19 protein-coding genes are annotated in these 19182 nt (G+C 70.1%); 17 read left to right on the forward strand and 2 right to left on the reverse strand.

Annotation, left to right across the window (positions count from 1 at the left end; translation table 11 throughout):
* Positions 1 to 104 precede the first annotated feature (104 nt).
* From ABD143_RS18775 to ABD143_RS18790, 4 genes are read left to right on the forward strand one after another with little or no spacing between them, the layout of a single operon-like run.
* On the forward strand, positions 105 to 485 hold the full coding sequence (locus ABD143_RS18775; RefSeq protein WP_343979691.1) for a PEP-utilizing enzyme: 381 nt from the start codon (positions 105 to 107) through the stop codon (positions 483 to 485).
* Positions 482 to 1675, forward strand: a complete 1194-nt coding sequence (locus tag ABD143_RS18780) for a hypothetical protein (RefSeq protein WP_343979694.1) — start codon at positions 482 to 484, stop codon at positions 1673 to 1675. The genes ABD143_RS18775 and ABD143_RS18780 overlap by 4 nt, the downstream gene beginning before the upstream one ends.
* 11 nt (positions 1676 to 1686) lie before the next feature.
* Complete coding sequence (locus ABD143_RS18785) at positions 1687 to 3324, forward strand: PEP-utilizing enzyme (RefSeq protein WP_343979697.1); 1638 nt, start codon at positions 1687 to 1689, stop codon at positions 3322 to 3324.
* A 34-nt stretch (positions 3325 to 3358) separates the two neighbouring features.
* Entirely contained in the window at positions 3359 to 4504 is a 1146-nt protein-coding gene (locus tag ABD143_RS18790; protein ID WP_343979701.1) for an Rv3169 family protein, read from the forward strand.
* 51 nt (positions 4505 to 4555) lie between these two features.
* Here ABD143_RS18790 and ABD143_RS18795 read toward each other — a convergent pair whose 3' ends face one another.
* The gene (locus tag ABD143_RS18795) at positions 4556 to 5386 is read right to left on the reverse strand and encodes a helix-turn-helix transcriptional regulator (protein ID WP_343979703.1); all 831 of its coding nucleotides are present in this window, start codon (positions 5384 to 5386) and stop codon (positions 4556 to 4558) included.
* Between the two features lie 95 nt (positions 5387 to 5481).
* Between ABD143_RS18795 and ABD143_RS18800 the strand changes: the two genes are divergently transcribed.
* The 13 genes from ABD143_RS18800 to cutA all read left to right on the forward strand — a co-directional run bounded on the left by ABD143_RS18800 (position 5482) and on the right by cutA (position 17954).
* Complete coding sequence (locus ABD143_RS18800; RefSeq protein WP_343979706.1) at positions 5482 to 6192, forward strand: PEP-utilizing enzyme; 711 nt, start codon at positions 5482 to 5484, stop codon at positions 6190 to 6192.
* A 3-nt stretch (positions 6193 to 6195) separates the two neighbouring features.
* A complete protein-coding gene (locus tag ABD143_RS18805; RefSeq protein ID WP_343979709.1) occupies positions 6196 to 7743 on the forward strand; it encodes a hypothetical protein in 1548 nt (515 codons plus the stop codon).
* Positions 7743 to 9227, forward strand: a complete 1485-nt coding sequence (locus ABD143_RS18810) for a class I adenylate-forming enzyme family protein (protein WP_343979712.1) — start codon at positions 7743 to 7745, stop codon at positions 9225 to 9227. Before ABD143_RS18805 ends, ABD143_RS18810 begins: the two co-directional genes overlap by 1 nt.
* Positions 9228 to 9242: 15 nt before the next feature.
* Positions 9243 to 9851, forward strand: coding sequence for a hypothetical protein (locus tag ABD143_RS18815; protein ID WP_343979715.1), 609 nt, complete (start codon positions 9243 to 9245; stop codon positions 9849 to 9851).
* A 34-nt stretch (positions 9852 to 9885) separates the two neighbouring features.
* A complete protein-coding gene (locus ABD143_RS18820; protein ID WP_343979718.1) occupies positions 9886 to 11631 on the forward strand; it encodes a pyruvate, phosphate dikinase in 1746 nt (581 codons plus the stop codon).
* Positions 11628 to 12188: an acetyl-CoA carboxylase biotin carboxyl carrier protein gene (locus ABD143_RS18825; protein WP_343979721.1), complete on the forward strand. Its 561-nt coding sequence runs from the start codon at positions 11628 to 11630 to the stop codon at positions 12186 to 12188. The genes ABD143_RS18820 and ABD143_RS18825 overlap by 4 nt, the downstream gene beginning before the upstream one ends.
* A complete protein-coding gene (locus ABD143_RS18830; protein WP_343979724.1) occupies positions 12181 to 13569 on the forward strand; it encodes an acetyl-CoA carboxylase biotin carboxylase subunit in 1389 nt (462 codons plus the stop codon). The genes ABD143_RS18825 and ABD143_RS18830 overlap by 8 nt, the downstream gene beginning before the upstream one ends.
* Entirely contained in the window at positions 13566 to 15065 is a 1500-nt protein-coding gene (locus ABD143_RS18835) for a carboxyltransferase (RefSeq protein ID WP_343979728.1), read from the forward strand. Before ABD143_RS18830 ends, ABD143_RS18835 begins: the two co-directional genes overlap by 4 nt.
* Positions 15065 to 15472: a Zn-ribbon domain-containing OB-fold protein gene (locus tag ABD143_RS18840; RefSeq protein ID WP_343979731.1), complete on the forward strand. Its 408-nt coding sequence runs from the start codon at positions 15065 to 15067 to the stop codon at positions 15470 to 15472. Before ABD143_RS18835 ends, ABD143_RS18840 begins: the two co-directional genes overlap by 1 nt.
* Positions 15469 to 16608 (forward strand): thiolase family protein, encoded by a 1140-nt coding sequence (locus tag ABD143_RS18845; protein WP_343979734.1) that lies wholly within the window; start codon positions 15469 to 15471, stop codon positions 16606 to 16608. The genes ABD143_RS18840 and ABD143_RS18845 overlap by 4 nt, the downstream gene beginning before the upstream one ends.
* Positions 16609 to 16633: 25 nt before the next feature.
* Positions 16634 to 16840 carry an SRPBCC family protein gene (locus tag ABD143_RS18850; RefSeq protein WP_343979737.1) on the forward strand — a complete coding sequence of 69 codons (207 nt, stop codon included), beginning with the start codon at positions 16634 to 16636 and terminating at the stop codon, positions 16838 to 16840.
* Between the two features lie 85 nt (positions 16841 to 16925).
* Positions 16926 to 17606 carry a helix-turn-helix domain-containing protein gene (locus ABD143_RS18855; protein WP_343979740.1) on the forward strand — a complete coding sequence of 227 codons (681 nt, stop codon included), beginning with the start codon at positions 16926 to 16928 and terminating at the stop codon, positions 17604 to 17606.
* A 15-nt stretch (positions 17607 to 17621) separates the two neighbouring features.
* Positions 17622 to 17954 (forward strand): divalent-cation tolerance protein CutA, encoded by a 333-nt coding sequence (cutA, locus tag ABD143_RS18860; protein WP_343979743.1) that lies wholly within the window; start codon positions 17622 to 17624, stop codon positions 17952 to 17954.
* Positions 17955 to 18466: 512 nt separating this feature from the next.
* Here the strand turns inward: cutA and ABD143_RS18865 are convergent.
* Positions 18467 to 19165 (reverse strand): haloacid dehalogenase-like hydrolase, encoded by a 699-nt coding sequence (locus tag ABD143_RS18865; RefSeq protein ID WP_343979746.1) that lies wholly within the window; start codon positions 19163 to 19165, stop codon positions 18467 to 18469.
* Positions 19166 to 19182: the final 17 nt, after the last annotated feature.

The following is a 19182-nucleotide window of genomic DNA, read 5'->3' on the forward strand; positions in this document are numbered from 1 at the left end:
TAAGTGCACTGGGTCACACCCCGCCCACGCTCCTACCGTCCGACCAGCGCACATGCGTTCGAGTCGAGGTGATCGCCCCAGTGCCGGGGTGGGACGGAGCAGCGATGATGAGCGAGGACCTGAACGAGGTCGGGGCCGGCCTGAACCTGTTCACGGCGGGGGAGGTACGTGGAACGGCCCGGTGGTTCAACGACACGTCCGACGTGCTGTCGATCGGCGACGACGACCTTGAAGACACCATCGCGTTCGTGAATAAGGGCGGTATGACGTTCCTGTCGCCGATCCTGCCCGACCTCAAGGCGATCGTCTGCACGGCCGGGAGCCGGGAGTCGCACCTGGCGATCCTCTCCCGCGAGTCCGATGTCCCGTGCGTGCTCGTGGCGCAGATGACCGGCGACGTCGCCGACGGCGACTCGGTGGTGCTGGACCTCTCCGACGCGGAGACGGCGCGAATCGCGGTTGCGGCGGGGGCGGTGTCGGCGTGACCGTCCAGATCGGCACCCCGTCCGACCTCAAGGCGCTCTACACCGACGCCTCCTACGAACCGACGCTCGACGAGTGGAACTGGCTCGTCCACGAGGCGGGCGCGGCGTACAAGACGGAGCTGTCGGCCCGCGGCGTGTTCGAGTCGGAGCTGTTCGGGATGAACACCTACATCCTGATGTCGATGATGGAGGACTACCTCCGCGTCCCCGAGCGCATCGCGACGATTCAGCAGCACGCCACCCCGACCGAGCTGGTGCGCCGCGCGCTGCCGATCGGGAACAAGCGCAGCTTCATCAACCTCGCTGCGATGCCGCTGCACTACCTGACCGGCCGCGAGCTGTTCGTCGACCTCGGTGAGAACACCCTCGCCGACGGCCTGGACGAGCAGCTCGCCGTCATGCGGTTCTGGCGCGAGGCAACCATCGCCATGCGCACCGACAGCGTGCTGTTCAACATGCACGCCGATCCGAAAAACAGCTCGCACGTGGTCGGCGACGCGTTGATGGAGGAGATCCGCGCGAACCTGGTGCCGGCCGACGACGCGGTCCGGACGGGTATCCGGAAGTTCGGCGCACGCCTCACCGCGTACGCGTTCCTGGAGAACTGCGACGCCCGTACCGCGGTCTGCGACACCGGCCCCTACCAACTCGACGACGGCTCGTTCCTCGCGCTGCGCGAGACCTGTGCCGACGGCGACGGCGACTTTCCGTGGCTGGACGGGATCCGCGAGTCGCTGCCGTTCCACCACTTCGTGATCGCGTACCGGCTGCCTGCGTCCATCAAGATGGACAACAACGTGTGGGGCACCGCTTGGTTCACCCCCAGCGACTACCAGGCCGACATCATCGAGACCCGTGTCTTCTGCACCGACGACGGCACGCTGCGCCCGCTCGATGCCGCGGACGTCGATGCGGCGACCGGCGCGATTCGCAAGGCGCACCGTGCCCTCTACCAGCGACTCGCCGAGACCGACCCGGAAGAGCGCAATCTCTACGCCACGCAGATGTACGCCTGGAAGCTCAAGGCGTGGGGCAGGCTTGCCGGCTGCTACGACGAGATCGACTGGACGGTGACCCCGCGGATCGCACAGTCCTACGAGAAGTTCCAGGACCCCAACCTCGCACTGCAGCTCATCGGTGGGGTGTTCGTACCCCAGGACCGCGACAGCTGCTTCCGTCCGCTCGGCTGAAGGGAACCGCCATGCCTGTCATCGGAAAAGGCGTGCCGTCCTACACGTTCGGCCGGGTCACCGGCACGGTGCGGACGTTCCAGTCGCCATCCGACGTCATCGCGTCCCTCGACAGCGACCTGGAGTCGACGATCGCGCTGGTCGAGTCCGGCGGAACGACGTTCCTGTCGCCAATCCTCGGCAGGCTCGGGGGCATCGTCTGCCGGGACGGCACCCTGCGCTCGCACCTGGCGATCGTCTCGCGCGAGTTCGAGGTGCCGTGCCTGGTCGGGACGGACCTGACCGAGGCCGTCGACGACGGCACCGAGGTGGTCCTCGACATCGTCGACGGGGCCGGCGTCGTCCGCGTGCGGGGCGAGGACCAGACGGCGCCCACTGCTCCGACCGCTGCGCCCACCGACGTCTCGGGTGCCTGGTGGGCTTACATCCGCAGGGTCGGCGACGAGATCGCGGTGAAGGACTTCGACGTCACCGTCTCACCGGAGGCGCTCGACCGGTTGATCGGGGAGGAGCTCACCGACGACCTACTCGACGACCTCGTGCAGCACATGGGACGCGCATTCAAGCCGGAGATCACCCGCCGCTCCGGATTCACGTCCGAGCTGTTCCCGATGCTGCCCTACATGTCGCTGTCGGTGATCGACGACTTCCACACCTACGCCGAGCGGGTCGCCGTGATCGACGCCGCTCTGCCCGCACAGGAGATCGGTCGCCGGCTGCGGGACCGGCCGGGCCAGGTGAGCCCGCTGTGGATCTGGATGGTCGGCTACCACTACCTGACCGGACGCGAATGCCTGATCCAGATGGGGAAGCTGCGGCGGGACGAGCGGATCGAGGAGGTCCGGACGGTCGTCGACTTCTGGCGCAGGCTCACCCTCGCCCACCGCGGCGACGGCACCCTCGACTACAAGGACGCGGGGTTCACCAACCGCTACCTGCCGTCCGAGGTCGTCGACGGGCTCGTGGCGTCGAGCGAGGCGCTCGACCCTGCGGCGGCGAAGGCGCTCAAGCGGCTCAACGCGACGGTGTCGGGCTACTCGTTCCTGTACTTCTGCGACTCACGCGTGGGGATCTGCGACTCCGGGCCGTATCCGCGGCCTGATGGGCGGCACACGATCGTCCGCGACTACCTCTCGCTCGGCCGCAGTTCCTGGGCCTACCCGTGGGCGGAGCGGCTCGACCCGCCCTACGTCGGCCTGACGATGGCGCTCAACTTCGATCCCGCGGCCTTCACCAGCTTCGAGATCAACGACTGGGGCACGACGTTCACCGAGCCCGACCAGCTTCTCGGTGCGGTCACGGACGCCACCGTCGTCGGTCACCGAGCCGACGGCAGCACCGAGCAACTGGGCCCGGAGCAGTGGGCGGAGGTCATGACCGACCTGAGCCGTACCCACATGGAGCTTTACCAGGAGTTCGCCGGCATGGACCGCGAGCAGCGGATCTTCGCGGCGACCAGGATGTACACCTCGGGTCTGCGGCCGTTCGCCCAGCTTGCGGGCGTGACCGAGCAGATCGACTGGTCGATCTCGCCGGACACGTCGGCGCTGTACCCGGACCCGCTCGGCGACGACGACAAGGCCGCGACGATCTTCGGGACCGCCGTGGTGGCCAACGACATGCCGGGCTCGTTCTCGCCGATCCGGTGAACGCCCGCTCGCACACGTAGAGGAGCACCACACCGTGCGCCAGTCCCAACAGAAGATCGTCCCGGCCGACGAGCTCCTGTGCCACCAGACGCCCGAGACCTTCGCGACGATCCACCAGTCGGACATCTCCTGGACGGAGAAGATCTGGGGGTCCCTGTTCGCCCGGGACGGCTCGATCCAGGTGGACGTCGGGGTCGGCAAGTACCACAACCGGAACGTCATCGACATGTTCGCGGGGATCTCCCGGGGCAAGGAGCAGCTGACCGTCCGGGCCAGCCGCCAGCTCGACCTCGACCCGGAACGAGTCGGGGTCGGGCCGGTCGACTACGAGGTGATCGAGCCGCTGAAGAAGGTGAGGTTCGTCCTGCGGGAGAACCACATGCTCCCGATCCGGTTCGACCTCACCGTCACCGGCGTGCTCCCACCGTTCCTGGAGCAGAAGGACGCTCAGCGGGAGCCGCACGGCTTCCGGATCCAGTCCGACCTGCTGCGCTACCACCAAGCCTCGACGGTCAGCGGCCGGGTCTGGGTCGACGGCGAGACCATCGAGGTGCGCGACGACGAGTGGTTCGGCTTCCGCGACCACTCGTGGGGCGTGCGGATGGATGTGGGCGATCCCGCCCCGGACGTCTTCAAGCCCCAACGCCTCGACAGCAACTTCATCCTGACCTGGAGCCCGATGTGGCTGCTTCGTCCGGACGGCAGCACCTACGAGATCCACCACTACCTACAGTGGGTCGACGGTGAGGTCGTCTACTTCTCCGGTTTCGAGAACCGCCCGGACGGCACACAGGTACCGCTGCACGGCATGCAGGACGACCTGAAGTACGACCCGGTGAACCGGCGGCTGCTCGGCGGGAAGCTGACCTTCGACGCCGGCTGGGGGCAGACCCGCACGCTGGAGATCGAACCGATCAGCGACACCGGTTTCCACCTCGGCACCGGCCTCTACTTCGGATTCAAGGGCCACCGCCATGGGCAGTGGCACGGGCCGCAGCACCTCGACGGTGAGCGCTACGCGGATGCGTCCTCGCCGGCCACGGTTAAAGAGATCCACCAGCTCAGGGACTGCGTGATCCGCTGTCGCGAGGGCGACGCCGTCGGGTACGGGATCTTCGAGTCGATGGTGATCGGCGAGCACCGTCGCTACGGGCTGACCCGCGAGACGTCCATTCTGTAGGCGCCGACACGACGAGGGCCGCGGACGGCATCCGCGGCCCTCGTCGTGCTGTCAGGCCCGCGACCGCGCGAGCAGCGCCAGCTCCACCCGCGACTGGCAGCCGGTGGCGCTGAGGATCCGGCTGACGTACTTCTTCACGCTGTCCTCGGCCAGCGACAGCGTCTCGGCGATCTGGGCGTTGGACAGCCCGTCGGCGACGAGGTGCACGACCTGCCGCTGCCGCTCCGAGAGCCCCGCCAGCGCCGCCTTGGGACGGGAGACCGGCAGCCCGCGCGCGATGGCCGACAGCTGCCGCGACAGCACTCGCAGCGTCGCCAGGTCCTGCGGCCCCATGCAGTCCGGCGCGGTGTCGAACATGCCGATGAGGGCTGTGTGGCCGCCGGGCAGCTCCAGGCGCAGCGCCGTTGCCGACTCCATGCCCCACGTCGCGGACAGGAAGTGCCGCACGTAGGCGTTGGCCGACGCCGGCAGCGCTCCCAGCGCCCGCAGCTCGGTGAGGGAGGAGACCCCGCTGGAGACGAGCTGCCGCATCGCGACCGGCGTGCTGAACACGTCGTAGCGCGACCACCGATCCTGGTACTCGGGCAGCATCCGTGCCGTGTGGCCCTCGGTCAGGGGCGCGAGGTCACCGAAGGTGTTGTGGAAAGTGGCGCCGGCGAAGAACGAGACGTGCCGCAGCCCGAAGTGGTGGTTCAGCGCGTCGACGAGTAGTTCCCGGAAGTCGGGGAGCGACGGGGCGCCGTCACAGCACTCGAGGATGTCGAAGGCGCGCTCGTAGTCGGCCTTGCGCAGTGTGGATCGCGGCGAGGAACGAGCCCGGCGGCGCGGGGATGTGGCGGTCGTCGTCGACGCCGGACTGTCCACCAACGTGGACTGGGTCACACCTCCGAGGCTACCTACCTTTTGATCAGGTGAATAGCCATGGGCGGTCGGTCCTCGACGCGGTCCCCGGCCGACACGATCACAGAGAGGTGACGATGTCCGATTCCGCGGTGACGCCCCCGAAGTGGGGCACGACCGAGATGCTGCCCCTGCCCCGCCGCTACAACGGCGCCGTCCGCGCCCTCGCTGCGAAGCGGTTGGCCGCGACCGGCGCGGCGTGGAAGGACGTGGTGTTCGACCGGCAGTTCGACCTGTTCTCCCTGGCCGACGCCCGCGCCATTGAGCAGGAGGCGCTCGACAGTGGGTACCGCTTCGACTTCTCCGCGACGGTGTCGCTGGAGTCCGAGCCCGCCAAGTACAAGCGCCCCGAGCGGGCGGCCTCGGGGTTCGCCAACGGGCCGGTGACGGACGGGCGCCGGCAAGTCGGCGTCGGTGACAACGTCATCCGGAAGCAGGCGACGGTCTGCGGTCCGGTCGCGCTGATCTCCAAGATCGAGCAGGTGATGGGCTTCCTCGCCGACGGGGTCCCGGCTGGCACTGTCGCGGTGATCGACGACTCCGGCGGCACGCTGACCGCCCCGATCATCGAGGGCTTCGCCGGCGTGATCTGCCTCGGCGGCTCGGTTCGCTCGCACCTGGGCATCCTCGCCCGCGAGTACGACGTGCCGACGCTGATGAACTGCAAGATCGACACCCTCGTCGCCGGGGACGTCGTCGAGATCGAGGTGACCGCGGCGCCACCGGCGGCCGACTCGTACGAGACCGGGGACACCGGGCACGCCCGGATCTGGAAGATCGAGGGCTGAGCGATGGCAAAACTGGACTACCGGGCCCTGCTGGAGACCAATAACTACCTCCGGCAGCTGAGCGACACGACCTACTGGCTGTGCATCACGCGCACCGTGCAGGAGTCGAAGTTGTTCCCGATGAACCCCTACATGCTGCTGAGTTACCTCAACACCTTCTACCGCCTGCCCACGCAGCTCCGCGAGATCGACGCCGCGACCTCCGCCGAGGAACTGGGGGACCGGGCCCGCGAGGTCAGCCTCAAGACCGACACCGTCAACGCCGCGTGGGGGATGCCCGCTTTCTACCTCATCGGTCGCGAAATGTTGATGAACTGGGGGCTGCTCGGCCCGTCCGACGCCGTTGAGGACCTCGTCGACGTGCTGGACTTCTCGCGGCGGTTCAACCTCGCCTACCACCGCAACGACGGCCACATGACCAACAAGGAGTTCGGTGACCGCAGCCAGTTGCTGCCGGAGCGCACGCTACAGGTCTTCGAGTCCGACCTTCACGGCGTCGTCGCGGGGGACCGGCTGCACACGGCGGCCACCAAGCTTGTGGCGCAGCTGTCGCAGTACGCGTTCCTCGCCCACTGCGAGTGCCGGATCGGGCTGCACAACAGCGGCCCGTACAACTTCGGCGACAACCGGCAGCTGATCGTCCGGGACTTCTTCGAGCTCACCGAGGGTGACTACCCGTGGCTCGACGGGATCGCCACGCAGCTCCCGTTCACCAACCTGACGATCCCGATCGTCTTCAAGGACACGAACTTCCGCCTCATGGACGACTGGGCGTCGTTCGAGGCGGAGCCCAGCTATGACGCGTCGAACATCGCGGCGGTCGGGATGTACACCTCCGACGCGCTGACCGACGGCTACGTGCCGGTCGGGATGGAAAACGCCGAGAAGCTCGCCGAGACGATGGAGCAGTACCGGGAAGTCCTGAACGCGGCGACGGCGGATCTCTGGAAGCGGATCGCGAGCTGGTCGCGCGAGCAGATGATCGACGCCGGCGCGCTCGTCTACTCCTCCGTGGCGAAGGACTTCGCCCACCTGGCCGGCACCTACAGGCAGGACGACTGGTTTCAGATCGACGACCGCGTGCAGCGCTTCAAGCCGCTGATGAACGACGAGTACGGCCGCGACAACCTCGGCGAGATGGTCGGGCTGCTGAGCTTCCCGCACCAGAAGACCAGCGAGTACTCGATGGCGCGCTACTCCGGGCTCAACCAGAACATGCTCACCGGCGTGCCGTACTCGGTGCTCACCGACGACGACTTCGCGCCCACGGCGGGGGACCGGCTGTCGGGCTCCAGCACCCTGGACGCGAAGACGGGCCTGTGGACCACCAGCGCCGGTCGCCTCGAGCTCGACGAGTACAACCGCCGGGCCCGCGAGTTCACCCCCGCGGTGCAGGCGGAGGACTTCCGGTACCTCGACGAGGAGTGGGTCAAGCGCCACCACACCTCGCCACGGGCCGACGAGCTCTACCGCCTGACCCAGCGCGGTTCGCGCACCCTCGAGGGCCGAGGGGCGGGCCTGCTGCGCGCCGACCTGCCCACCACCCGCTGATGCAGATCGGGGACCTGATCCGGCGCGCGGGGCGGCAGTTCGGTGCGGCCCCGGCCCTGGTCTACGGCGACCGGATGGTGACCTTCGCGGGGTTCGACGACCTGACCGACCGGCTCGCGCACGCCCTGCTGGCCCGGGGCCTGGAGCCGGGCGACCGCGTCGCGGTGGTGTTGCCTAACGGAATCGACGGCGTCGTCGTCTACTACGCCTTGGCCAAGGCGGGGCTCGTGCGAGTCCCGCTGAACACCCGCGAGACCGCGCACGAGCACGCCTACAAGATCGACGACTCGCAGGCCCGGGCGCTCGTGCACGCCGGGGACCCACCTGCGGAGACCGAGTTCATGATCACGGCGGCGGAGCTGCCCGGCCTGATCGCGGGGGCGCCCCCCGGGCCATGCGACGAACGCCGCGACCCCGACGCGCCGCTGCGCCTGGCCTACACCGGCGGCACCACGGGCAAGCCCAAGGCGGTGGTACTCACCACTCGCAGCGAGCTGGCCGAGGTGGCGAACTTCCTCGTCGACCTGCTGCCGAACCTGCACCCGGGCTCCGTGATGCTGCACGCGGCGCCGATCACGCATGGCAGCGGCGCGTTCTTTCTGCCGCACCTGGTGAAGGGGGCACCGAACGTCATCGTGCCGAAGTTCTCGCCGTCGGCATTTCTGGAGGCCGCGCAGAAGCACCGGGCCACGTCGACGTTCATGGTGCCGACGATGATCGCGATGCTGCTGGAGGACCCGGCTACCGCCCGCGCCGACCTCGCGCTGGAACGCCTCTGCTACGGCGGCGCGCCGATCGCCACCTCCGTCCTCCAGCGCGGGATCGACGTCCTCGGCCCGGTATTCGCGCAGCTCTACGGCCAGGCCGAGGCGCCGCTGGCGATTACCTGTCTGCAGCCCTGGGAGCACACGCCCGAGCGGCTCACCTCGGCGGGCAAGCCGTACACGTTCGTCGAGGTCCAGGTGCGCGGCACCGACGGGCAGGTCCTCGGGGCGGGGGCGGTGGGCGAGGTGCTCACCCGCGGCCCGCACACGATGCACCACTACTGGCGGCGGCCCGAGGCCACGGCGGAGACGATCGAGCCCGACGGCTGGCTGCACACCGGCGACATCGGCCGCTGGGACGACGAGGGCTACCTGCACCTGCTTGACCGCCGCCACGACGTGATCATCAGCGGCGGGTTCAACGTGTACCCCCGCGAGGTCGAGGACGCCCTGCTCAGCCACCCGGCGGTGGTGGAGGCGGCCGTCGTCGGGCTGCCCGACGACACGTGGGGCGAGCGCGTCGCGGCCGCAGTCGTCACGCGCTCGCCGGCCGACCCGGCCGAGATCCTCGACTTCTGCGCCGGTCGGCTGGCCGGGTTCAAGCGCCCACGGACCGTCGAGATCTGGCCCGACCTGCCCACGAGCCCGGTCGGCAAGTCGCTGCGCCGCGAGGTCCGCGACCGCATGGTCGCCGCCCCCGTCGCGCACGCTGCCTCGTAAAGCGAGAGGACTCCGATGCTCGACCCTTATCAGCTCACCCTGCACACCCTGACGCTGCGCCAGCTGGCCTCGGCCGAGCAGCTTGCCGAGATCACCGGGCAGCCGGTCGCCGACGTCAAGGCCGGCCTGGAGAAGGCGGTGGCCGATGGCGCGGTGGTCGCCGCCCGAGGCTCCTACATGATCGGCCCTGCCGGGCGCGAGCTGCTCGACGCCGCTTACCCCGACGCCTTCGCTGGGCTGCGGGCGACGCCCGCCGTGGCCGAGGCAATCGAGGCTTTCGAGACCGGCGTGAACAAGCGGGTGCTGTCGCTGACCACGGACTGGCAGACCGTCGAGGTCGACGGAGCCCGCGTGCCCAACGACCATGCAGACGCCGACTACGACGCCGGCATCCTGGACCGGCTGGGACGCACGCACGAGAAGACCCAGAAGGTGCTCCGCCCGATCGCGGACGCCGACCCGCTGGTCGACCGCTTCCTCGACCGCCTCGGAACCGCGCTGATCCGGGCCGAGGGCGGCGAGACGGACTACGTCAGCGGAGTCCGGGTGGACTCGTTCCACACCGTCTGGTTCCAGATGCACGAGCACCTGCTGCGCGTGACTGGGCGGGAGCGGCCCGAGTGAGCAGCGATGACGCGGCTTCTCCCGCGGAGGCGCCATGAACACCGCGACGGGGTACCGCTGGCTCGTCGTCCCGGACGATCCGGCCGCCGAGCCGAGCCGGGAGCTGGTGGGCGGCAAGGCCTGGAGCCTGTGGCGGATGCGGTCGCTTGGCCTGCGGGTGCCGCCGGCGTTCGTGGTCACAACCGAAGCTTGCGCCGCCTACTTCGCCGTGGGTGCGCTCCCGGACGGCCTGGCCGCCGAGCTGGAGGCCGGGATCCGGCTGCTCGAAGCGGAGCTGGGACGGACGTTCGGCGGCGCCGAACGCCCGCTGCTCGTCTCCGTGCGCTCGGGCGCCGCGATCAGCATGCCCGGGATGATGGACACAATCCTCAACCTCGGATGCAACGACATCGTGGAGGCCGCGCTCGCCGCGGAGAGCGGTGATCCGGCGTTCGCCGCCGAGGTGCACCGGCGCTTCACCGGCTCTTATGGGCGGCTCGTGATGGGCTGCACCGAGGAGCTCGACGACCTGCCCGACACCGCTGCGGTGCTGGCCGCCGTCGCCGCCGACGACGCGGGCACCGTGCCCTCCGATCCTTGGGCGCAGCTGCGCGCCGCTGTGGCCGCGGTGTTCGCGTCCAGCCGCTCCCGGCGCGCGATCGCCTACCGGAAGCACTACGGCATCCCCGACGACCTGGGCACCGCGGTCACCGTGCAGGCAATGGTCTTCGGCAACCTCGACGACGACTCAGGCACCGGGGTGCTGTTCACCCGCAATCCCGTCGACGGCACCCGGGAGCCCTACGGCGAGTATCTGCCGCGCGGGCAGGGCGAGGACGTCGTCTCCGGCCGGGTCACCCCGCAGCCGCTGACGCACCTGGCCGGGTGGAACGCCGCGGTGCACGCCGAGCTGCTGGCGGCGGCGGAACGACTCGACACCGAGGGCCGCGACGCGCAGGACATCGAGTTCACCGTGCAGCACGGCGAGCTGTTCCTGTTGCAGTCCCGCCCGGCGAAGCGCACGGCCCGCGCCGCCGTCCGGATCGCGGTGGCGCTGGTGGACGAGGGCGCGATCACGCCGGCCGACGCCGTCCGGCGCGTGACAGCGGAGCAGGTCCGGGCACTGCTGCGCCCGGAGATCGCACCCGGCGCGGCAGACCGGGCGGAGCTGTTGGCCCACGGCGTGGCGGCCAGCCCCGGCGTCGCGACCGGCCTCGCCGTCGGGACCCCGGAGGACGCTCAGCACACCCCGGGCGCGATCCTCGTCCGCCGCTCCACCAGCCCCGACGACGTGCAGGGCATGATCGCCGCCGCAGCGGTGGTCACTGAGCAGGGCGGCGCCACATCGCACGCCGCCGTCGTCAGCCGGGCGCTCGACACGCCGTGTGTCGTCGGCTGCGGCGCGGGCACCGTTGACGCACTGCTCGGCCGGACGGTCACGGTCGATGCCACCGCGGGCCGCGTCTACACCGGAGAGATCGCGACCACGGCCGTCGACGAGTCCGAGGACGACGACCTTCGCCGGCTGTGCGCGTGGGCGGAGCAGCAGGGCGCGGTCACCGTGGCCGAGCCCGGCGCGGCCGCTCCCGAGCCGGTGTTCGACGCCGACAAGATCCCGCCCGAGGAGCTGCGGGAGGGCCCGCCCGACATCCCGGCCGGCACCCGGACCGTGCGCGGCGCGCTGTTCACCACCCCGGACGGCGTGCGGGCCGCGCTCGACGCGGGCGTTGAGGTGATCGTCGCGGCGCACCGGCTGCCGGTCCTGCTCACTGCCGTCGCACACCGGGAGGGGACGTCATGACCACGAACTCGGAGATCCCCGCCGGCGTGACGTTCCGCGAGGTGCAGGAGGTCCTGCGGACCTTCACCGCCTCCGGATGGACGGGCATGCGACTCGAGGTGCGCGGGATGACGATCACGGTCGGCAAGGAAGGGCCGCCCGCGCTGGCCGGGTCATCGTCCGCCGGCCGTGCGCGTGCGGGCAACGCGCCTGCCGCGACCCCGGCGGCCGGGCCCGGCGGCGCACCCGCGACCGGAGTGACACCGGCCGCCGGGACCCCGACGCCGGCCGGTCCGCCGCGCACTCCGTCCGCGCCGCTCGACACCACCGGCCTGGTCGAGGTGCGGTCGCCCGCCGTCGGGGCGTTCTGGGTGGCGCCGAGCCCCGGCGAGCCGCCGTTCGTCGAGGTCGGGCAGGCGGTCGGGCAGTTCGAGCAGCTCGCGATCGTCGAGGTCATGAAGCTGATGAACCCGGTCGTCTCGTCCGAGGCCGGGGAGATCGTGCAGGTCTGCGCGGCCAACGCGGAGATGGTCGAGTACGACCAGGTGCTGTTCCTGATCAGGCCCGGCGATGGGTGACGCGGTCGCTCCCATCGCGATCCGGCGCGTCTTGGTCGCCAACCGCGGTGAGATCGCCGTCCGCGTGGTGCGGGCGTGCCGCTCGCTGGGGATCGAGACTGTCGTGGCGGTCTCCACTGCCGACCGCGACGGTCTCGCAGCGCGGATGGCCGACAGGGCCGTCTGCATCGGTCCGGCCCCGGCCACCCAGAGCTACCTCGCCATCTCGTCGGTGCTGAGCGCCGCGCTCGGCACCGGCTGCGACGCCGTACATCCGGGGTACGGGTTCCTGTCGGAGAACCCCGACTTCGCCAGGGCCTGCGTCGCGGAGGGCCTGATCTTCGTCGGCCCCCGCCCGGAGGCGGTCGCGCAGGCCGGGGACAAGGCGCGGGCACGGGAGCTGGCCCGCGCGGCCGGGATCCCGGTGCTGGCGGGCTCGCCGGTTCTCGAGTCGGCGGACGCGGCAGTCGCCGCGGCCCGCGAGCTGGGCTACCCGGTGCTGGTGAAGGCGGCGGCGGGCGGTGGCGGCCGCGGCATGTCCGTCGTCGAGGACGATGCCGGGATGCTGGCCCGGTGGGCCGGTGCGGCCACCGAGGCGCAGTCCGCGTTCGGCGACGGGCGGCTATTCGTGGAGCGCTTCGTCCGCAACGCGCGCCACATCGAGGTGCAGGTGCTCGGCGACCGGCACGGGCACGTGATCCACCTCGGCGAGCGGGACTGCACCCTGCAGCGGCGTCACCAGAAGGTGGTCGAGGAGTCGCCCGCGCCGAAGCTGTCCGAGTCGGTGCGCGGCGCCATCCGCCGCAGTGGCGTCGCATTCGCCGAGGCGCTGGAACTCGACAGCGCGGGGACGGTCGAGTTCATCTACGACGCGGATCGGCAGACCTACGCGTTCCTGGAGTTCAACGCCCGCATCCAGGTGGAGCACCCGGTCACCGAGATGGTCACCGGCGTCGACCTGGTGGCCGAGCAGCTGCGCTCCGCCGCCGGGGAGCCGCTGCGGCTCGCGCAGGACGACGTCGTGCTGGACGGCCACGCGATCGAGGTCCGGATCACCACCGAGGACCCGGCGCGCGGCTTCGTGCCGCACCCGGGGACGGTCACGGTGTGGGAGCCGCCGGTGGCGGAGGGCATCCGCGTCGACAGTCACTGCGAGCCCGGCTACGTCGTGAGCCCGTACTACGACTCGCTGTTGGCCAAGATCATCGCCCACGGCCCCGACCGCGACACCGCGGCGGACCGACTGGTCTCCGCGCTCGGCCGGCTGCGCGTCGAGGGCGTTCCCACGACCGCTGGCTTCGTCCGCGCCGCGCTCGATCATCCCGACTTCCGCGCCGCCGTCGTCACGACGGACTGGATCGCCACCCGCGGCCTGCCCAACCACCTGGAGAAGCTCGGATGAACTACCTGGACTGCGCCCCACGAACCGCCGGCGGGGGTCGCAAGAAGATCGAGATCATCGACCAGACCCTGCGAGACGGCCCGCAGAGCTGGTGGGGCATGCGGCTGCGCAAGGACATGGGCCTGCCCATAGCCGCCGAGCTCGACCGGACCGGTTTCCACACCATCGACCTGGTCGGCAGCTCGATCTTCGAGGTGCTGGTCCGGCACTGCAAGGAGGATCCCTGGGACCAGCTGATCTCGCTCGCCAGGGCCATGCCGCGCACCATCGTCCGCGCCGGCACCCGCAGCAACGGCATCGTGACGTTCGGGCTCACCGCCGACAGCGTGATGGACCTGTGGGTGCAGCGCTTGTGCGCCCACGGCATCGGCAGCTTCTGGATCTACGACGGGCTGTTCAACATCGACAAGATCGGGCGGCTGGTCAAGACCGTCCAGGCCCAGGGCGCGCAGGCGCTCCCGTGCATCCTCTACGCCGACAGCCCGTTCCACACCGACGAGTACTACGCGGCTCGTGCGCGTGAGCTGGTCGCTCTCGGCGCCGACGGCATCGAGCTGGAGGATGCCGCCGGCCTGCTGACCCCCGAGCGCACCCGTACCCTGGTCGCGGCGATCAAGGGCGCAGCAGGCGAGCTGCCCGTCGAGATCCACTTCCACAGCAATAACGCGCTTGCCCCGCTGAACTACCTGGCCGGGCTGCTCGCCGGCGCGGACCGCGTGCACACGGCAAGCCGTCCCCTCGCTGCCGGGGTCTCGCTGCCCTCCACCGAGAACACGATCGCGAACCTCCGCTACGCCGGCTTCGAGGTCGACATCGACGAGTCCCGGCTCTCCCCGGTCGAGCAGCACCTGCTGCGCGTGGCCGAGTACGAGGCGCTGCCCGTCGGGACCCCGGCGGAGTACGCGCTGTTCCAATACCGTCACCAGCTGCCCGGCGGGATGGCCGGCACGTTCAAGGACCAGCTGCGCGCCCGCGGGATGGAGGAGCGCTTCGAGGAGGTCCTCGACGAGATGTCACGGGTGCGCGAGGAGCTCGGCTACCCCGTGATGGCCACGCCGTTCTCGCAGCTCGTCGGCACGCAGGCGGTGCTCAACGTCGTCAGCGGATCGCGCTACTCGGTGGTGCCCGACGAGGTGCTGATCTACGCGCATGGCTTCTATGGCGACCCCGTCGGCCCGCTCGACCAGAACGTGCTCGACACGATCATGAGCTCGCCCAAGGCGGCGAGCTACACCGACTGGCAGCCGCCGCAGCCCAGCCTGGCCGAGCTGCGCGATCGGTTCGGCGGCTCGATCTCCGACGACGAGCTGATCCTCCGACTGCTCGTGCCCGCCAACGAGATCGACATCATGCGCGCCACCCCGCAGCGCAACCGGGACTTCGCCCCGACGACGAAGGAGATGCGGTTCGTCCGCGAGCTGGTCGAGACCTCGGTCGGGGCCTACCTGCACATCGAGGCGGGCGATTTCTCCCTGACGCTGGAAGGCGATCACTGATGACGGAACTGGGCGTGGGCCGCCCCACGAAGCGTCGGCCTGGATCGGCGGTCGGCGGGTTGCCGGTGGCCGACTCGCGCCCTGTCCTGGACGGCGACGCCGTTCTCGGGATGCGTTGCACAGCGTGCCGGTACCCGGCGGCGCAGCAAGGCCTTCCCTGGTGCCCGGTCTGCTACGGCGACGTCGAGGCCGCGCGCTTTGCCCGCACCGGCGCCGCATGGTCCTCGACCGTCGTCGGCATCCGGGTCGGGGATCGCCGGGCGCCGTTCGGGCTGGCCTACCTCGATCTCGACGACGGACCGCGGGTGCTCGTGCATCTCGCGGAGCCGGCCGTGCTGCCGATCGGCGCGCGGCTGCGGATCACCGGAACCGACGGCGGGGACCTGGTCGCCGAGGGGGAGTCATGAATCAGCCGATGCTGTGGGGTGTCGGCACGTCGGACTACGGCCTGTTCCCCGAGCGCCGCGTCGAGTCACTGGCGTGGGAGGCCGTCGCCGAGGCGGTCCGCGACGCGGGCATCTCGCCTGCGGAGATCGACGCGATCGTGGTCGGGTCGGTGTTCGGGCCACCCGGTGTGGCCACCCGGGTCCAGCGCGGACTCGGACTTCCCGGGGTTCCCATGTGGACGGTCGAGAACGCCTGTGCCAGTGGCACCAGCGCGTATCACGAAGCCGTCGAGGCGGTGCGGCTGGGCCGTTTCGGGTGCGTGCTTGTGCTGGGCGTCGACCAGATGTCCACGCTGTTCTCCGGCGCGATCGTTCCGGAGGCCACGGACCCCGAGGGGGCGTCGTCGCTCCCGCTGCCGGGCCTCTACGCGTTGCAGGCCCAGCGCTACATCAGCGAGTTCGGCGTGACGCCCGAGCAGCTCGCCACCGTGGCAGTGAAGAACAAGCGCAACGGCCTGGACAACCCCCGGGCGCAGCTGCGGACGGCGGCGCCCACGGTCGCGGAGGTGCTGGCCTCCCGCATGATCGCCGAGCCCCTGACGCTGCTGCAGTGCTGTCCGACCAGTGACGGCGCGGGGGCGGTGATCGTTGGACCGGACCGTGGCAACGGCGACGACCTGCGCGTCGAGGCGTCGGCGATGGTGTCCGGGGCGCTGTGGGACCACCGCAGCGACGACGTCTGGGGCTACGCGAGCGTCGCCCGTGCGGCGGAGAGGGCATTCGCGCAGGCCGGACGCACGCCGTCGGAGATCGACGTGCTGGAGGTGCACGACGCCTTCACCATCGGCGAGATCATCACGCTGGAGGCCCTCGGTCTAGCGCCGCGGGGCAACGGCGCGGAGCTTGCGCCGTCCGGCCACACCGCCCGCGACGGTACGCAGCCGGTCAACCCCAGCGGCGGCCTGCTCTCGCGCGGCCACCCGCTCGGCGCGACCGGTACGGCGCAGCTCGCCGAGCTCGCCTGGCAGCTGCGGGGCCGCGCCGGAGTCCGGCAGGTCGCCCGCCACCGCGTCGGGCTCGTGGAGACCATGGGCGGGGGAGCTGCCGGGATGGACGGCAACGCCTGCGTGGTCACGATCCTCTCGGCCCAGCAGTGACCACCCGTCTCACCGAGGAGAACCCGTGAATGTCACCGGGTCCGTCGTCATCGCCGCCAGCCCCGACGCCGTGTGGGCGATGGGTGGCGACGTTGGGAACATCGCCGACTGGGTCCCCGCCATCGAGAGGTCGCACCTCGTCGGCGACGTGCGGCACGCGACCTTCGCCGGCGGCGGGGACGCGACGGAGCGGATCGTCGAGCGCGACGATGCCGCGCGGTGGTACGTCTAGTGCCGCGTCAAGAAAGGTTGCGGTCGTAACCGTGTCTGCTTGATCCCTCGCCTCGGCGGCCGGGAGGCTGTCGGTGGAGGCGGTGATGGCACGGCAGCCTGAGGTGTTCGTCCGCGCGCTGGAGCCGGAAGAAGCGCAGCGTCTGGTCAAGATCACGCGGACCGCGAAGGATCGGGTGCGGTTGCGGCGGGCCGGGATCGTGCTCACCTCGGTGCAGGGGCGCAGCGCAGCGGACGCGGCCGCGATGTTCGCCGCGACAGCCCAGTACGCGCGGGAGGTGATCCACGCGTTCAACGAGCAGGGGTTCGCGGCGCTGGACCCAAAATGGAGCGGGGGCCGACCACGTAGGTTCGGCCCCGCCGTCCGCGAGCTCGTCTGCCGGGTGGCCAAGACCCCGCCTCAGCAGCTGGGCCGCCCGTTCACCACCTGGAGCCTGTCCAAGCTGGTGGAACACCTGGGCGAGCACCACAGGATCGTCATCAGCACCGAGACGGTGCGCGCGATCCTGCGCGACGCCGACATCCGCTGGCAGGCCACCAAGACCTGGAAGGGCAGCCGCGACCCGGACTTCACCGCGAAGATGGCTCGCTCAAGTCGCCGGGCTGCCGCTCGGGCTTCACTCCCAACCCCCGCACACGAGCTGCACCTGTGGGTCCGCCCAGGTCCGCCCAGGAGCTGTGCGTTCAGACTTTCCATCCTTCGGCTGGGCGACGATGGGGAAGACGCGCGAGGACTCCGAGCAGGCGAGGGCCGATCTCATCCGTGAGAGGGAGGCCGCGCGATGACGGAACTCTGCGAGGTCGTGATCCCTGCGCCAGACTCGGACTGGCTTCGCCGCTTCACCCGCGAACTCGTCGACAGACGCCTCTGCTCAAGCGTCCACAACTTCTCTCCGGTCCACTCCATCTACCGGTGGCAGGGCGAGGTCCACGAGCGAACCGAAGGGCGCGCCTCGCTCCATACCCGACGCGAGCTCGTCGCTGCCATCGTTGAGCACGCCAAGGACCGCCACCCGTACCAAATTCCGGGCATCAGTGCCCGCCCGATCTACGACGGGAACCCCGACTACTACTTGGCCTGGATCGCGGAGCAGACCGAGCCACCCCACGCGTAGCAGCCGCGGGAAGCAGATCCGGGGGCGGGAGCGTCACCCATCAAGCGGAGCCAGCGTTACCGATCGAGGGGCGTCCGACAGCCGCCGAGAGCCGCTGAGAGCCTGGTGCGTTCAGACTTCCCTGCTTGTTCAAGGCGTCGCCCTCCGGGCGGCGCGCGGCGCTGTGGTCCGATGCAGCCGCAAGCTCTCGCGCGGGGCGTGCGGCCTCCGGCCGGTCCCCGCGCGGCTGCCAGTGGCGCCGGAGCCACGCAGTCACGAGGTGATTTCAAGATCGTCCTCGCCGACCTGAGGCGGCTGCAGCCATGCTGAGCCGAATGACGACGCGCCCGCGTCGCCGCTTTCCCTGTCATTTCCCAATGAGGCCAAAGGAGTCAATGGAATTGTCCTCTCCATCTGTGTCTGCAGGTAGCGTGGAGGGCGTTCCTGGCGGTGGGGGTACACTTTGCGTCGACCCGGTTCTCCGCATGATTGTCGTCGAGAGATGACTGTGGTAAGGCGATCAACTCAGTGCCTCAAACCACCCCAGGAGGGTTGAGGATCAGGCCGGCGGTGCGGGCTGGGTCGGTGAGGTCGGTGAGTGCAACGGGGGCGCCGGCTGCGATGAGGTCGTCTGCGGTGCTTTTTCCGGTGGCTACACCGATGACGTGTACGCCGGCTGCGGTGGCGGCTTTGATGTCGTTGGGGGTGTCGCCGATGAGCACGGTGTGCGCGTTATCGAAGGTGATGCCCGTGCGCCCGGTTGCTCGGAGTTGGGCGATGGCGACGAGCTGTGTTCTGTCGGCGTGGTCGTCGCCGTAGGCGCTGGCGTCAAGGTCAAGGTAGGTGTCGAGTCCGTACGTCTCTAGCTTGATGCGGGCGACGTCGCGCAGGTTCCCGGTGAGCACGGCTTGGTGCACGCGTGGATCGGTGGCGAGCTGTCGTAGCGTTGCCGCTGCTCCTGGTAGAGCGCGTCCGATGGTGGCGAGTTCGTTGCGGGCATCGTTGTAGCCCTGGATGAGAGCAGCTGCGAGCGAGTCGATTGCGTCGTCGGTGGGCTCGATCTCGTTGACACGCAGGGTCTCGCGCATGATGTCCAGCTCAGTGCGGCCAGCAATCTGTGCGAGCTGGTCCAGTGGCCGACCCGTCGCGGTGGGAAAAGCGCGCTGGTAGATAGCGAAGCCGACACCCCGTGTCTCGATCAGGGTGTGGTCGATGTCCCACAGCACCAGCACGCGGGGAGGTTCGGCCG

Origin of the sequence: Pseudonocardia aurantiaca, from assembly GCF_039526725.1 — a bacterium.
In the GTDB taxonomy this organism is placed as follows: Bacteria; Actinomycetota; Actinomycetes; order Mycobacteriales; family Pseudonocardiaceae; genus Pseudonocardia; species Pseudonocardia aurantiaca.

Excerpts from the sequence above, each read along its gene's own strand:
- ABD143_RS18775 (WP_343979691.1), top strand. The coding sequence starts at position 105 with ATGATGAGCGAGGACCTGAACGAGGTCGGGGCCGGCCTGAACCTGTTC.
- ABD143_RS18785 (WP_343979697.1), top strand. The coding sequence starts at position 1,687 with ATGCCTGTCATCGGAAAAGGCGTGCCGTCCTACACGTTCGGCCGGGTC.
- ABD143_RS18800 (WP_343979706.1), top strand. The coding sequence starts at position 5,482 with ATGTCCGATTCCGCGGTGACGCCCCCGAAGTGGGGCACGACCGAGATG.
- ABD143_RS18805 (WP_343979709.1), top strand. The coding sequence starts at position 6,196 with ATGGCAAAACTGGACTACCGGGCCCTGCTGGAGACCAATAACTACCTC.
- ABD143_RS18810 (WP_343979712.1), top strand. The coding sequence starts at position 7,743 with ATGCAGATCGGGGACCTGATCCGGCGCGCGGGGCGGCAGTTCGGTGCG.
- ABD143_RS18815 (WP_343979715.1), top strand. The coding sequence starts at position 9,243 with ATGCTCGACCCTTATCAGCTCACCCTGCACACCCTGACGCTGCGCCAG.
- ABD143_RS18820 (WP_343979718.1), top strand. The coding sequence starts at position 9,886 with ATGAACACCGCGACGGGGTACCGCTGGCTCGTCGTCCCGGACGATCCG.
- ABD143_RS18825 (WP_343979721.1), top strand. The coding sequence starts at position 11,628 with ATGACCACGAACTCGGAGATCCCCGCCGGCGTGACGTTCCGCGAGGTG.
- ABD143_RS18830 (WP_343979724.1), top strand. The coding sequence starts at position 12,181 with ATGGGTGACGCGGTCGCTCCCATCGCGATCCGGCGCGTCTTGGTCGCC.
- ABD143_RS18835 (WP_343979728.1), top strand. The coding sequence starts at position 13,566 with ATGAACTACCTGGACTGCGCCCCACGAACCGCCGGCGGGGGTCGCAAG.
- ABD143_RS18840 (WP_343979731.1), top strand. The coding sequence starts at position 15,065 with ATGACGGAACTGGGCGTGGGCCGCCCCACGAAGCGTCGGCCTGGATCG.
- ABD143_RS18845 (WP_343979734.1), top strand. The coding sequence starts at position 15,469 with ATGAATCAGCCGATGCTGTGGGGTGTCGGCACGTCGGACTACGGCCTG.
- ABD143_RS18855 (WP_343979740.1), top strand. The coding sequence starts at position 16,926 with ATGGCACGGCAGCCTGAGGTGTTCGTCCGCGCGCTGGAGCCGGAAGAA.
- cutA (WP_343979743.1), top strand. The coding sequence starts at position 17,622 with ATGACGGAACTCTGCGAGGTCGTGATCCCTGCGCCAGACTCGGACTGG.